The following is a 13,798-nucleotide window of genomic DNA, read 5'->3' on the forward strand; positions in this document are numbered from 1 at the left end:
ACCACTTTTGACGTAAGGAATTTTCATGCGCGTTCACATCGCAACCGACCACGCCGGCATGGAGCTCAGCGCCCACCTCATCACGGCGCTCGCCGCCAAGGGCTACGAGATGGTCGACCACGGCCCCAAGGAGTACGACGCCGAGGACGACTACCCCTCGTTCTGCATCAACGCGGCGCTGGCCGTGGCGGCTGACCAGGCCGCCGGCGTGGACGCGCTGGGCATTGTGCTGGGCGGCTCCGGCAACGGCGAGCAGATCGCGGCGAACAAGGTCAAGGGCGTGCGCGCGGCACTGGCCTGGAACTTGTCGACCGCCACGCTGGCCCGCGAGCACAACGACGCCAACGTCGTGGCCGTGGGCGGGCGCCAGCACAGCGTTGAGGAGGCCACGGAGATCATCGAGGCCTTCCTGGCCGAGCCGTTCAGCAACGCCGAACGCCACGTGCGCCGCATCGGCAAGATCGCCGCATACGAAACCACGGGCGACATCGTCGAATAACTTGCACCTGTTGATGGGCGGCCCGCGACTGTGCGGCCCGCCCATCGTTGCTTTTGCGCGGGCCGTCCCCCGGCCCGGACCGATGAGGAGGCCATGATGCCCGAGGGGCATTCCGTCCACCGCCTGGCGCGGCAGTTCAATGATGTATTCGGCGGCGCATCTTTGGCGGTGTCCAGCCCGCAGGGGAAGTTTGCCGCCGGTGCGGCCCTGGTTGACGGCATTGTCCTGGAGCGCGCCGAGGCCCACGGCAAGCAAATGTTCCTGTACTTTTCGCAAGACCATGTGATGCGGGTGCATCTGGGCCTGTACGGGGCCTGGGACTTTGGCGGCGACTCCACGTTCACGGGCGCCTCCAGCATCGGTGCGCCCCGGCGCATCGGCGAGCAGGAAGTCGCCGCGGACACTGGACTTGGCGGGGGAGGGGGCGGGGACTACACGGGCCCGCCGGAACCCAAGGGGGCCGTCCGCGTCCGGCTGGTGTCGGCGCACGGCTGGGCCGACCTGCGCGGTCCCACGGCCTGCGAGGTCATCACCCCGGACGAGGCCGCCGCCGTGCGCCGCAAGCTGGGGCCGGACCCGTTGAACAACGCCCCCGGCGATGCTGAGGAGTTTTCGCGCCGCATCCGCAAAAGCTCAACGTCCATAGCACTGGCGCTCATGAAACAGGACGTGCTGGCCGGCGTGGGCAACGTATATCGCGCAGAGGTCCTGTTCCGCCTGGGGCTGGACCCCATGCTGCCGGGGCGGAGCCTGCAGGCCGAAGAAGCTGCGGCCCTGTGGGGCGACATTGCCCGCACCATGGCCGACGGTGTCCGCGACGGCCGGATCATCACGACCGAGCTGGCCGACCGGTCCTCCGGGATTGGGGCGGAGGTGGGCCACGCGCTGGCACCTGCCGGCCAGCCTGAAACGGGGGACGCTGCGGGTGGTCGGTGCCGGACAGCCAACAAGGACGTGCCAGTCGAAGACGCCCATTATGTCTACAAGCGCGAAGGCCTCCCGTGCCGGCACTGCGGCACAGAGGTGGCCATGAAGGACCTGGGCGGACGCAAACTTTACTGGTGTCCCAGCTGCCAGGGGGACTGACCCGGTTTCCTGCCTGGGAGGCGCCTGCAACGCGGCGCCGTGCGTGGCACGGAGGCCCTGCGGCCGGATCGGAGGCCGATTTGCAGGACCGGCAAACTCGTTGATAGTGTTACGGAGTTGTTCCGGCGAAAGCCCGCAACAAGCCCCAAAATACGGGGGCGTAGCTTAATGGTAAAGCCTCAGTCTTCCAAACTGATTACGCGGGTTCGATTCCCGTCGCCCCCTCCAAATGCAAGAGATCCCCGGTCACAAGGCCGGGGATCTCTTGCATTTAAGGTATCGCCTGCCGTCTCTGGCGCACCACCGAGTCCGGGCCACGTTGGCTGTGCGGGAGTCGCGGCGCCTCCGCTGCGCCACAACGGAGGCTGCGCAGCTGAGGCGCCGCCGCGTGGGCACAGCCAAGGCCGCCCCGTTCAAACGCGCCGCCGCGGGGTCCCATCAGCGCCAGTTTTGGACGTGCACGGGCCTCCCGGGGCGCCCAAGGCGAGCCGTCCGCCGTCGTGCCTGGACAACGGGGAAAGGCGGCGTGAGGGAAATCTGGCGGGCGGGCCGGAGGATCGTCGCCGGCCGCTGCGGCAATGCCCCCAGTGGATCCCCAGCGGCGCGATTGTGCATCTGCGAAGGTTTGCCCGTAGACTGTTGCGGGCACTACGGGGCGTAGCGTAGTGGCTAGCGCGCCTGCTTTGGGAGCAGGAGACCGCAGGTTCGAGTCCTGTCGCCCCGACTTCAGCATTATTCGGTTCACGTTGGTCAGTGACTGCCCATGTGCTGGGGCCTAATAATCCATCAACAGACCATCAGGAGTACCACGCTGTGAAGAGCGCTGTCGAAAACCTCACACCCACTCGGGTAAAGCTCGATGTTGAGGTTTCCTTTGAGGAATTGAAGCCCAGCATCACTGAGGCTTACAAGACAATTGCCACACAGGTGCAGGTGCCTGGCTTCCGCAAGGGCAAGGTCCCCAACAAGCTGATCGATCAGCGCGTTGGCCGCGGCTACGTCCTGGAAACGGCAATCAACTCCGGCCTCAACGGCTGGTACCAGGAAGCCGTCATCGAGAACAAGCTCATCCCGCTGAGCCGTCCCGAGGTTGAAATCACCGAGGTTCCCGACCCCACCGCCACTGACGGCGTCGTGAAGTTCCAGGTTGAACTGGACATCCGCCCCGAGATCGAGCTGCCCGACTACGAAGGCCTCGAGGTTGAGGTTGCCGCTGTTGAGGCTTCCGAGGACGACACCCAGAAGGCACTCGACGAGCTGCGCGGCCGCTTCGGCACGCTGAAGGTTGAAGACCGCCCGGCTGCCGACGGCGACTTCGTCACCATCAACATTGCCGCCAAGATCGACGGCGAAGAGGTCGACTCCGCTGCCGACCTTTCCTACCAGATTGGTTCAGGCAACATGCTTGAGGGCCTGGACGAGGCTGCAACCGGCCTGTCCGCAGGCGAAGAAGCAATCTTCGACACCAAGCTGGCCGGCGGCGAGCACGCAGGTGAAGAAGCACAGGTCACCGTCACCGTCACGGCCGTCAAGGTCCGCGAACTGCCCGAGGCAAACGACGACTTTGCACAGCTGGCATCCGAGTTCGACACCATCGCCGAACTGCAGGAAGACCTGGCCAAGCAGGCTGCCGAGTCGAAGACTGTCGAGCAGGGTGTTGAAGCCCGCGACAAGGTTCTCGAGAAGCTCGTTGAGCTGGTTGAGGTCCCCGTCCCGGACTCCGTCATCGAAGAGCAGCTGGAGCAGCACTTCCGCCCGGAGAACGCCCACGGTGAAGACCACGACACCGATGAGCACCGCGCAGAGGTGAAGGAGAACACCGAGAAGGCGTTCCGCAACGAGATCATCCTCGACGCCATTGCAGAGAAGGAAGAAGTCAGCGTCAGCCAGGCTGAACTGATCGACTACATCGTCTCCTCGGCCAGCCAGTACGGCATGGACCCGAACCAGTTCGCCCAGATGCTGGACTCCTCCGGCCAGGTCAACATGATCGTTGGCGAAGTCCGCCGCCGCAAGGCACTTGCCGCCGTTCTGGGCAAGGCAGTTGTCAAGGACTCCGAGGGCACCCTTGTGGACCTGACCGACTTCGTTTCCGTTGCCGGTGAGGATGAGGAAGTTCCTTCCGAAGACGAGGCCATCGAGCCCACCGCAGTGACGGATCCGGGCGAAGTCCGCATCTAGTGCTGCTTTCCGCATTGCGGGAACCATGAATTAAAGGCCGTTGCCGGCCCCTCGCAAGGGGGCCGGCAACGGCCTTTTCGTGCCCGTATTGAAGTGCCCCGGGCGGTGCGTTTATTCCCGTACGCGCAGGGCGAACGGCTATCGTGCGCCGACAGCGAACAGTGCCCTGATGCACCACAAACGGGCTGCGAAAAGGGCTACTGTCCAAGTAGTGAACATTAGTGACGGTACCGCAGGGCACGCCAGGCGCACCGCACGAAGGAGAGGTAAACCCACCATGGCACAGCAAAACACCCCCACGATGGCCGCCGGCGACAGCAACGGCCAGGACCAGTACATCTACAACCGCCTTCTGAAGGAACGCATCATCTGGTTGGGTTCGGAGGTTCGTGACGACAACGCGAACTTGATCTGCTCGCAGCTGCTGTTGCTCTCGGCGGAGGATCCTGAGAAGGACATCTACCTGTACATCAACTCACCCGGCGGTTCCGTCACGGCAGGCATGGCCATTTACGACACGATGGAATTCATCCCCAACGACGTCGTCACCGTCGCCACCGGCCTGGCCGCCTCCATGGGCCAGTTCCTGCTCTCCTCCGGCACCAAGGGCAAGCGCTACGCGACCCCCAACGCACGCATTCTCATGCACCAGCCTTCAGGCGGCATTGGAGGAACGGCGTCGGACATCAAGATCCAGGCCGAACTGATCCTGCACATGAAGAAGGTCATGGCCGAGCTTACGGCAGAGCAGACCGGCCAGACTGTGGAGAAGATCCTTACCGACAACGACCGCGACAAGTGGTTTACGGCCGAAGAAGCGCTCGAATACGGCTTCTTCGACAAGATCAGCCGCCACGCAGGAACCGTTGCCGGCGGCGGCGGAACCAACGCCAAGTAACCGGCCAAAGCACAAGATCTCAGGAGTAAAGACATGACTTACAACTTTGGCAGCACAGCGTTTGGCCACACTGCCGGCAACCTGCCCACCAGCCGCTACGTGCTTCCCCAGTTCGAGGAGCGCACCCCCTACGGCTTCAAGCGCCAGGACCCGTACACCAAGCTGTTCGAGGACCGCATCATCTTCCTCGGCGTGCAGGTGGATGACGCCTCGGCCGACGACGTCATGGCCCAGTTGCTTGTGCTCGAAGCAGATGACACGGACCGCGACATCACCCTGTACATCAACTCTCCCGGCGGATCGTTCACGGCCATGACGGCCATCTACGACACCATGCAGTTCATCCGCCCCGAGATCCAGACCGTCTGCCTGGGCCAGGCCGCGTCCGCAGCCGCTGTGCTGCTCGCCGCCGGTGCCCCGGGCAAGCGCCTGGCCCTGCCGAACGCGCGCGTGCTGATCCACCAGCCGGCACTCTCCGGCGGCCAGGGGGGCCAGGCTTCAGACCTGGAAATCCAGGCCAATGAGGTCATGCGCATGCGTGAATGGCTCGAAAACACCCTCGCAGACCACTCCGGCCGCACGCCGGAGCAGGTCAGTAACGACATCGAGCGCGACAACATCCTCACCGCAGCGCAGGCCAAGGAATACGGCCTGATCGACGAGGTCCTGGCACCGCGCAAGATCAAGCCCGCGGCCATCACCCGCTAGGGAAGAAACAGCAAACGCCGGAACAAGAAATGCCTTGTTCCGGCGTTTGCATTCCACTCTTTGTCGCTGCCGTGGCTTAGAGTGGAAGGTAATTTGTACAACTGTTCCCGGCAGGTGCCGGGACCAGAAAATTTTCAGAAGCAGCCACGCCCCGGCGGGTTGTTCGCGGAAGGACACAACCATGGCCAGGATGGGCGAAAGCACCGATCTGCTGAAGTGTTCCTTCTGTGGGAAAAGCCAAAAGCAGGTCCGCAAGCTGATTGCCGGCCCCGGCGTCTACATCTGTGACGAGTGCATCGAGCTGTGCAACGAGATCATCGACGAGGAACTGGCCGAGGTTGCCGACCTTGACGCCTTTGAACTCCCCAAGCCGCGTGAAATCTTCGACTTCCTGCAGGAATATGTGATCGGCCAGGAACCGGCCAAGCGCTCGCTCGCCGTGGCCGTCTACAACCACTACAAGCGCATCCAGTCCGGGCACGCCGTGAAGTCCACCACCATCTCCGGCGGCGTCCATGACGAGGTGGAGATCGCCAAGTCCAACATCCTGCTCGTCGGCCCCACCGGCTGCGGCAAAACGTACCTGGCCCAGACCCTCGCCCGCCGGCTGAACGTGCCGTTCGCCGTCGCCGACGCCACCGCCCTGACTGAGGCCGGCTACGTGGGGGAGGACGTGGAGAACATCCTCCTCAAGCTCATCCAGGCCGCAGACTTCGACGTCAAGAAGGCCGAGCAGGGCATTATCTACATTGACGAGATCGACAAGATCTCGCGCAAGTCCGAAAACCCCTCCATCACCCGCGACGTGTCGGGCGAGGGTGTCCAGCAGGCGCTGCTGAAGATTCTCGAAGGAACCGTCGCCTCGGTCCCGCCGCAGGGAGGGCGCAAGCACCCGCACCAGGAATTCATCCAGATCGACACCACCAACGTGCTGTTTATCGTGGCCGGCGCCTTTGCCGGGCTGGAGGACATCATCGGATCCCGTGCCGGCAAGAAGGGCATTGGATTCGGGGCCCCGCTCAGCGCACTCAAGCAGTCCGAGGCCAGCTACGCCGACGTCATGCCCGAAGACCTGCTGAAGTTCGGGCTGATCCCGGAATTTATCGGCCGCCTGCCGGTCATCACCACGGTCACCCAGCTGGACCGGACGGCCCTGATCCAGATCCTGACCGAGCCCAAGAATGCACTGGTCAAGCAGTACCAAAAGATGTTCACGCTCGACGGCGTTGACCTTGAGTTTGAGGAGGACGCCCTCGCCGCCATTGCCGACCTGGCCCTGGCCCGCGGCACAGGCGCCCGCGGCTTGCGCGCCATACTTGAAGAAGTCCTCCAGCCTGTCATGTTCGACCTGCCCAGCCGGGAGGACATCGCGACCGTGGTTGTCACGGCCGCCGTCGTGGCCAAAACGGCTGAGCCCACACTCATCCCGCACGAGGTCGTGGTGAAGCGGCGCAACAAGTCGGCGTAGCCTTCCGCCAGGTGCATCGCGGCCGCGCCACCCGGAATAGTCGCCGCCGCCACACTGTTGCACCAGACAGGGGAGCAGAACCGCCTGCGCCCGCCTCCAATACGAGTCCCACCAAGGAGTTCTGACGTGTCCGAGAATGTTGTGGAAACAGTGCAAACAGCCGATTTCTGGTTTGATCCCACCTGCCCCTTCGCATGGGTGACCTCACGGTGGATCAGCGAAGTGGAAGAAGTCCGCAACATCAAGGTCGACTGGCACGTCATGAGCCTGTCCGTGCTGAATGAAAACAACGAGGACCTCTCGCCTGAATACAAGGAGCACGTGGCCAGGGCCTGGGGACCGGTCCGGGTCATCGTGGCGGCGGCGACTGAACACGGCAACGCCGTCATCAAGCCCCTCTACGACGCCATGGGCACGGAAATTCACATCAACAAGAACCGGGACCTGGGCGACGTCATTGCCAAGGCCCTCGCCGAAACAGGACTTCCGGTCTCGCTTGCGGCAGCCGCCGACACCGATGCCCACGACGTCGCGTTGCGCGCCAGCCACGCTGCCGGCATCAACCAGGTGGGTCAGGATGTTGGCACGCCGATCGTGGCCTTCAACGGAACAGCGTTCTTTGGCCCCGTCATCACGCGCATCCCGCGCGGTGAGGAAGCAGGCAGGCTGTGGGACGCCACCGTCACCCTCGCCAGCTTCCCGTACTTCTTTGAAATCAAGCGCAGCCGTACCGAGAACCCCCAGTTCGGCTAGGCAGGTGGCCGGGGTGAAAAAGGTCAAAGTTTTTCGCCCCGGCTGTTGTTATTGGGCCTGTCCGGGCGCATACTATTTAGTACCCAATCCGCCAAGGAAAGGGCTGGCAGGGATCATAAACTTCAGTGACTGAACCATATTGATCAATGAGACACCGCTTCGGCGGCACGCTCGAAGGTTCCTTTAGCACCGGTGACGCGGTGACTGTCCTGAAACCGCATGAAACCCACCAGGCCGCCACCGTCACAGGACGGCATGAAAGTCGAAGCCCCACCGACGGCAACAAGCCGATGGGGCTTCCCCTTTGCCCAGGGTGCTGACCCGGGACGTGCCCCGCCGCAGCCGGCGGACCGGTTCGCCTGACCCTCACCAGCGGATGTACGCCACCAGCAGTGCGGCCACACTCAGGGCCAGCATGCCCAGGCAGTTGAGCCAGAACTCCTGCCGGAGAAAATGTGCCCGGATGTGGGCATAGGCGGCAGCCAGGAAATAGGCGCACACGCCTACGTTGGCGGCCAGGCCCACACCCGGAACGGCGATTCCGGCCAGCAGTCCGGCCACGGCCAGGAGCTTGATGGCGACCAAGGTCCACCACCAGTCCCGGGGGAAGCGGACACCGTCCAGACAGTCGCGGATGAACCTCGGCGGGCGGATGGACAGCGCCGCATCGACGAGCAGCACGGCGGCCAGCACAGCACCTGGCCACCACAGCAGCGGCAGCACGCTCATGACCGTCCATCCCCTTCACCCATCAGGGCCGCGACGCTCTCCTTCAGCTGGACCAGGGCGTCCTCCTGCCCGAACGCGCCCGCCGACCAGGAGAGGAGGATGCCGAGGTAGGCGAGGTGGGTTGCCGTTGCGGCAGTGCGGGCCGCCTGGCGGCCGAGGCCGAAGAGTTTGTATGCCTGTTCAAATTCGGATTTGAGCTGCAGTGCCAGTGAACCGAACACCTCGGACTGATGCCGCCCGCGCATCAGCACGGCCCCGTATTCACGGGCCAGGTCCAGGTCCTCGGCGAAAAGCTGCATGAACGGCTGGACAAGTGCCGCCACCATTTCAGGCGCGTTGCCGCCGGCCTTCATGGCCAAGAAACCCGTTTCAGGAATCATGCGTGCCTGGTGCATGAGCCGTATCCGCCGGTCCATGGCCTCCACCAGCAGGCTGTCCTTGTCGCCGGCGGCCATCACGGTACCAATGCTTACACCCGCGCCGGCCGCAATCCGGCGCACCGTGGTGGCCTTGAACCCCTCCGTGTGGAACAACGCCTCCGCGGCGTCAAGCACATCCTGCCGGGTCGCCTGCCGTTGGGCTTCCCTGGGTCGAACACGTTCACTGAACATGTTTACTAGGTTATCATGCGTGGGCAGGTGGGGTGGCAGCTATTCACGCACCATTCACCACGGTGTTGCCGCGGCCTCGCGCGGCGGCAACCTTGGCACGCCAAGCTGTTGGCGTGAGGATCGCAATAGTTGCCGAAACGTTCCTGCCCGAGATGAACGGGGTAACCCATTCACTGCTGAAAATACTGCAACATCTTGACGACAGGGGTGATGAGGTGCTTGTCATAGCACCCTCCACCTTGGAGAAGGCCCCCGGCACGGTGGAAGGGGCCGCCGTCCAGCGCCTGCCCGCTGTTCCGCTGGCCGGCTACCGGAACATCCGGGTGGCGGTGGGCGGCGTGGGCCGGATCAAGGCGATGCTCGCCGAGTTCGGCCCCGACGTCGTCCATCTCGCCTCGCCCTTTGTCCTGGGCTGGCGGGCGGTGAAGGCCGCAGCGGCACTGGGCATCCCGTCGGTGGCTATTTACCAGACGGATGTGCCGGCCTATGCCTCGCGCTATGGGATGCCGATGCTTGAAAACTGGGCCTGGCAGAGGGTGGAGCGAATCCACACGGCAGCGACCCGGACCCTGGCGCCGTCGACCGATTCGGTGCACAAGCTCAAGGGCCATGGCATCCCACGGGTGGAGCTCTGGCGCAGGGGTGTGGACACGGCACGCTTCCACCCCGGCAACCGCGATGGCGCATTCCGTGCCCGGGTGGCCCCGCAGGGTGAACGCATCATCGGCTATGTGGGCCGCCTGGCGCTGGAGAAGCAGGTGGAGGACCTCGCTGCCGTGCTGGACATCCCCAACACTCGTCTCGTGGTGGTGGGGGACGGACCCCGGAGGGCCTTTCTTGAAGCTGCGCTTCCCGGCGCCTGTTTCACAGGATTTCTGGACGGGGACGAACTGGCGGCGGCAATGGCCTCCTTCGACTTGTTTGTCCATCCCGGGGAACTGGAGACGTTCTGCCAGACCATCCAGGAAGCCATGGCCTCCGGCGTGCCGGTGGTGGCCACGGGCCGGGGCGGCCCGGTCGACCTCGTCGACTCCTCCCGCACCGGTTGGCTTTATGCCCCCGGCAACCTGGCGCAGCTGAGGGCCTATGCCGCGGACCTCACCGGAGACGATGCCAAGCGGGCAGCGTTCGCCGCCGCCGCCGTCCAGCAAGTCCAGGGACGCAGCTGGCACGCAGTCTGCGAACAGCTCATGGAACACTACGCCGAGGCTGTGGCCCGCCAGCAGGGCATGAATGCAGCGGCCAGGTCCGCCAGGCGACAGGCGGCCCGCAGGTGATCGCGGGCCCGGGCCGCTACGTCGCCCTGGGGGATTCATTCACGGAGGGTGTCGGGGATGCAAGCAGCCGGCGCCCCAACGGCGTGCGCGGCTGGGCTGACAGGGTGGCGGAGGGCCTGGCAAGTGCCCAGCCCGGTTGGGAGTATGCCAACCTGGCCATCAGGAGCAAGCGGCTGCGGCACGTCATCGCCGAGCAGCTCGAACCGGCCGTCGCCATGGAGCCCACCCTTGTCTCGCTCTACGCAGGCGGCAACGATGTCATGGACTTCGGCACGCGCCCCGTGGACATCCTGGACCAGTACGAGTATCTCGTGGCCAAGCTCTCGCAGACAGGTGCCACGCTGCTGCTGTTCACGGGCTACGACGTCGAAGTGTCGCCGCTGCTGGGACCGCTGCGCCGCAAGAACCACGCCTACAACGACGGCGTGCGCATGGTGGCTGAAGAGTACGGGGCGGTCCTGGTGGACTACGCCTCCTTCGCCGCCTACGCGCATCCGCACTTGTGGGCTGCGGACCGGCTGCACATGTCGAAGCCCGGGCACAAATACCTGGCAGCCCGCGTGCTTGAACAGCTCGAGGTGCCCCACGGCATCGCCGTGAACAACGGGCCCGACGCCGGCAGCCGGGGTGCGGCGGCGTGGACCCGGGAACAGTGCGTGTGGCTGGCGGATTGGGTGCTGCCCATGGTGGCGCGGAAGCTGCGCGGCACCACCCTGGGCGACAACCTCACCCCGCGGTGGCCGGAGCCGGTGCGCGTTCCGCCGAAGAAGGGCTTGAAGAAGCTCACCCGCAAATCACCGCAGCACGCCGCCCAGCCGAGGCACTTTCGCGGCGTGGGGTAAACCCAGATGGCTGTGGCCGCCGCCCGGATCGGGCAGCGGCCACAGCCATCTGGTGTTGTCCCGCCCCTCGAGGGGGTGGGGTGGTGCTACGCCTGGGCAGGCTCCTCGGCCGGTGCCAGCACGACGCCGGACACCGCCAGCTCGCCCTCGGCCACCTCAATGGTGATCTCGACGGCGTTGGCGGCTGCCTTGAGGTCTCCGAGGCCGGCGGTCAGCTGGGCGGCCTCAACCTCGACGGCGGCTACGGTCGCCGAGAGCACCTGGGTGCGCTGCTTGACCTTGGCTTCCGACTTGGCCTTGCGGATGCCGCTCAATGCCTCGCCGACGGTCGCCAGCAGGGAGGTGTCGCCGTCGTCCACGCCAACAGCGGCGGGCCAGGGGGCGCGGTGCACCGAACCGGCGCGCCACCAGCTCCACACTTCCTCCGTTGCGAAGGGCAGGAAGGGGGCGAAAAGGCGCAGCAGCGAATCGAGCGTGGTGGCCAGGGCGGCCAGCACGGACGCCTGGCCCTCTTCGCCGGCGGCACCGTAGGCGCGGTCCTTGATGAGCTCCACATAGTCGTCGGTGAAGTGCCAGAAGAAGCTCTCGGTCAGCTGCAGGGCACGGGCGTAGTCGTACTTCTCAAACGCGGCCGTGGACGCTGCAACAACCTCGGAGAGCTGGGCCAGCAGTCCGCGGTCCAGCGGATTGCTCAGCACCGCTGAGTCGGCGGTCAGCACGTTGGACTCCGTGGCGCCCAGGTTCAGCACAAACTTGGAGGCGTTGAGCAGCTTGATGGCCAGGCGGCGGCCGATCTTCATCTGCGCAATCTCGTACGCGGTGTCGGAGCCGAGCTTGGCGGAGGCCGCCCAGTAGCGGACGGCGTCGGCGCCAAAGTCGTTGAGCACGTCGGTGGGAACCACCACGTTGCCCTTGGACTTGGACATCTTCTTGCGGTCCGGGTCCAGGATCCAGCCGGAGATGGCGGCATGCTTCCACGGGGCGCTGCCCTGCAGGGCGTCGGCGCGCACAGCGGAGGAGAACAGCCAGGTGCGGATGATGTCGTGGCCCTGGGGGCGCAGGTCGAAGGGGTAGACGTTGGAGAACAGCGTCTCGTCAACGCCCCAGCCGCCCACGATCTGCGGGGTCAGGGAGGAGGTGGCCCAGGTGTCGAGCACGTCGGCATCGCCCACGAAGCCGCCGGAAGCGTTGCGCTGCTCTTCGGTGTAGCCCGGTGCGGCGTCCGCCGCGGGGTCAACCGGCAGCATCTCTGTGGTGGGCAGGATCGGGTGGTCGTAGTCCGGGTTGCCGTCGGCATTCAGCGGGTACCAGACGGGAACCGGCACGCCGAAGAAGCGCTGGCGGGAAACGAGCCAGTCGCCGTTCAGGCCCGAGATCCAGTTGTCGTAGCGCGAGCGCATGAACGCGGGGTGGAACTCGATTTCCTTGCCGCGGTTGATGAGCCGTTCGCGGCGGTCCTCGTCGCGGCCGCCGTTGCGGATGTACCACTGGCGGGAGGAGACGATTTCAAGGGGTTTGTCGCCCTTTTCAAAGAAGTTCACGGGGTGCATGATCTTCTTTGCTTCGCCGTCCAGCAGCTCCGCCTCGGCGAGCATGGCAACCACGCCCTCCTTGGCGCTGAAGACGGTCTTGCCGGCGATGGCTGCGTAGTTGGCGCGGCCTTCCTCCGTGGTGATCCAGTCCGGGGTGTCGCCGATGATGCGCCCGTCGCGGCCAACAATGGCGCGGGTGGGCAGCTGCAGCTCGCGCCACCAGGTGACGTCGGTCAGGTCGCCGAAGGTGCAGACCATGGCGATGCCTGAGCCCTTGTCGGCCTTGGCCAGGGCGTGCGCGCGGACCTCAACCTCAACCCCGAACAGCGGCGAGGTGACCTTCTTGCCAAACAGCGGCTGGTAGCGCTCGTCGTCAGGGTTGGCCACGAGTGCAGAGCAGGCTGCGAGGAGTTCCGGGCGGGTGGTCTCGATGTAGATCTTGGTGCCGTCTTCGGCGAAGAACGGGTACCGGTAGTACGCGCCCGGCATTTCGCGGTCCTCAAGCTCGGCCTGGGCCACCGCGGTGCGGAAGGTGACGTCCCACAGTGTGGGGGCCTCGGACATGTACGCGTCGCCTGCGGCCAGGTTCTCCAGGAAGCCGCGCTGCGACACTGCGCGCGAGTGGTCGTCGATGGTGCGGTACGTCAGGTCCCAGTCAACCGACAGGCCCAGGGTCTGGAACAGGTGCTCGAAGACCTTCTCGTCCTCAACCGCGAGCTCCTCGCACAGCTCGATGAAGTTCTTGCGCGAGATGACATCGAAATCACGCTGGTTCTTGGCGGGGGCAGCGGGAGGGCGGTAGTCGGCGTCGTACGCGATTTTCGGGTCGCAGCGCACGCCATAGTAGTTTTGGACGCGGCGCTCGGTGGGCAGGCCGTTGTCGTCCCAGCCCATGGGGTAGAACACGTTCTTGCCGGTCATGCGCTGGAAGCGGGCCAGCACGTCGGTCTGCGTGTAGGAGAACATGTGCCCCACGTGCAGCGATCCGGACGCCGTGGGCGGGGGAGTGTCGATGGAGTACACCTGCTCCCGCGTGGTCTCCCGGTTAAACTTGTAGGTGCCCTCGTCGAGCCAGCGCTTGGTGAGGGACTCCTCGAGGCCCTCCAAAACGGGCTTGTCGGGAACGTTGCTTGAGGTGGGTGCGGGCGTGTCTGTGCCCGGAATGTTGTCAGCCATGGACGCAATTCTTTCATGAGTTGCCCGGAACCTAAGAT

12 protein-coding genes and 2 tRNA genes are annotated in these 13,798 nt (G+C 65.0%); 11 read left to right on the forward strand and 3 right to left on the reverse strand.

Going from position 1 to position 13,798, the window contains the following annotated elements:
• Window positions 1–25: 25 nt before the first annotated feature.
• The 9 genes from JOF48_RS15440 to JOF48_RS15480 all read left to right on the forward strand — a co-directional run bounded on the left by JOF48_RS15440 (window position 26) and on the right by JOF48_RS15480 (window position 7,593).
• Window positions 26–499: a ribose-5-phosphate isomerase gene (locus tag JOF48_RS15440; protein ID WP_209682042.1), complete on the forward strand. Its 474-nt coding sequence runs from the start codon at window positions 26–28 to the stop codon at window positions 497–499.
• A gap of 96 nt (window positions 500–595) precedes the next feature.
• Entirely contained in the window at window positions 596–1,585 is a 990-nt protein-coding gene (locus tag JOF48_RS15445) for an Fpg/Nei family DNA glycosylase (protein WP_209684629.1), read from the forward strand.
• Between the two features lie 154 nt (window positions 1,586–1,739).
• Window positions 1,740–1,813: transfer RNA gene (locus tag JOF48_RS15450), tRNA-Gly, on the forward strand.
• Window positions 1,814–2,236: 423 nt separating this feature from the next.
• Window positions 2,237–2,309: transfer RNA gene (locus JOF48_RS15455), tRNA-Pro, on the forward strand.
• Between the two features lie 89 nt (window positions 2,310–2,398).
• Window positions 2,399–3,766: a trigger factor gene (gene tig, locus JOF48_RS15460; protein WP_209682044.1), complete on the forward strand. Its 1,368-nt coding sequence runs from the start codon at window positions 2,399–2,401 to the stop codon at window positions 3,764–3,766.
• A 277-nt stretch (window positions 3,767–4,043) separates the two neighbouring features.
• The gene (locus JOF48_RS15465; protein ID WP_209682046.1) at window positions 4,044–4,664 is read left to right on the forward strand and encodes an ATP-dependent Clp protease proteolytic subunit; all 621 of its coding nucleotides are present in this window, start codon (window positions 4,044–4,046) and stop codon (window positions 4,662–4,664) included.
• A 33-nt stretch (window positions 4,665–4,697) separates the two neighbouring features.
• Window positions 4,698–5,372 (forward strand): ATP-dependent Clp protease proteolytic subunit, encoded by a 675-nt coding sequence (locus JOF48_RS15470; protein ID WP_209682047.1) that lies wholly within the window; start codon window positions 4,698–4,700, stop codon window positions 5,370–5,372.
• A gap of 181 nt (window positions 5,373–5,553) precedes the next feature.
• Entirely contained in the window at window positions 5,554–6,840 is a 1,287-nt protein-coding gene (gene clpX / locus JOF48_RS15475) for an ATP-dependent Clp protease ATP-binding subunit ClpX (RefSeq protein WP_209682049.1), read from the forward strand.
• A 126-nt stretch (window positions 6,841–6,966) separates the two neighbouring features.
• On the forward strand, window positions 6,967–7,593 hold the full coding sequence (locus JOF48_RS15480) for a mycothiol-dependent nitroreductase Rv2466c family protein (protein WP_342591268.1): 627 nt from the start codon (window positions 6,967–6,969) through the stop codon (window positions 7,591–7,593).
• 366 nt (window positions 7,594–7,959) lie between these two features.
• Here JOF48_RS15480 and JOF48_RS15485 read toward each other — a convergent pair whose 3' ends face one another.
• Window positions 7,960–8,322 (reverse strand): DoxX family protein, encoded by a 363-nt coding sequence (locus tag JOF48_RS15485; protein WP_209682051.1) that lies wholly within the window; start codon window positions 8,320–8,322, stop codon window positions 7,960–7,962.
• Window positions 8,319–8,933 (reverse strand): TetR/AcrR family transcriptional regulator, encoded by a 615-nt coding sequence (locus JOF48_RS15490; RefSeq protein ID WP_209682052.1) that lies wholly within the window; start codon window positions 8,931–8,933, stop codon window positions 8,319–8,321. The genes JOF48_RS15485 and JOF48_RS15490 overlap by 4 nt, the downstream gene beginning before the upstream one ends.
• 113 nt (window positions 8,934–9,046) lie before the next feature.
• Here JOF48_RS15490 and JOF48_RS15495 point away from each other — a divergent pair, with 113 nt between their 5' ends.
• The gene (locus tag JOF48_RS15495) at window positions 9,047–10,210 is read left to right on the forward strand and encodes a glycosyltransferase family 4 protein (protein ID WP_209682054.1); all 1,164 of its coding nucleotides are present in this window, start codon (window positions 9,047–9,049) and stop codon (window positions 10,208–10,210) included.
• A complete protein-coding gene (locus tag JOF48_RS15500; RefSeq protein WP_342591269.1) occupies window positions 10,207–11,052 on the forward strand; it encodes an SGNH/GDSL hydrolase family protein in 846 nt (281 codons plus the stop codon). The genes JOF48_RS15495 and JOF48_RS15500 overlap by 4 nt, the downstream gene beginning before the upstream one ends.
• Before the next feature lie 86 nt (window positions 11,053–11,138).
• Here JOF48_RS15500 and valS read toward each other — a convergent pair whose 3' ends face one another.
• Entirely contained in the window at window positions 11,139–13,760 is a 2,622-nt protein-coding gene (gene valS, locus JOF48_RS15505) for a valine--tRNA ligase (RefSeq protein ID WP_209682059.1), read from the reverse strand.
• Window positions 13,761–13,798: the final 38 nt, after the last annotated feature.

This window comes from Arthrobacter stackebrandtii (assembly GCF_017876675.1).
Lineage (GTDB): Bacteria > Actinomycetota > Actinomycetes > Actinomycetales > Micrococcaceae > Specibacter > Specibacter stackebrandtii.

Bases quoted from the DNA above. Each gene is read 5' to 3' on its own strand.
- JOF48_RS15440 (WP_209682042.1), top strand. From the start codon at position 26: ATGCGCGTTCACATCGCAACCGACCACGCCGGCATGGAGCTCAGCGCC.
- JOF48_RS15445 (WP_209684629.1), top strand. From the start codon at position 596: ATGCCCGAGGGGCATTCCGTCCACCGCCTGGCGCGGCAGTTCAATGAT.
- JOF48_RS15465 (WP_209682046.1), top strand. From the start codon at position 4,044: ATGGCACAGCAAAACACCCCCACGATGGCCGCCGGCGACAGCAACGGC.
- JOF48_RS15470 (WP_209682047.1), top strand. From the start codon at position 4,698: ATGACTTACAACTTTGGCAGCACAGCGTTTGGCCACACTGCCGGCAAC.
- clpX (WP_209682049.1), top strand. From the start codon at position 5,554: ATGGCCAGGATGGGCGAAAGCACCGATCTGCTGAAGTGTTCCTTCTGT.
- JOF48_RS15485 (WP_209682051.1), bottom strand. From the start codon at position 8,322: ATGAGCGTGCTGCCGCTGCTGTGGTGGCCAGGTGCTGTGCTGGCCGCC.
- JOF48_RS15490 (WP_209682052.1), bottom strand. From the start codon at position 8,933: ATGTTCAGTGAACGTGTTCGACCCAGGGAAGCCCAACGGCAGGCGACC.
- valS (WP_209682059.1), bottom strand. From the start codon at position 13,760: ATGGCTGACAACATTCCGGGCACAGACACGCCCGCACCCACCTCAAGC.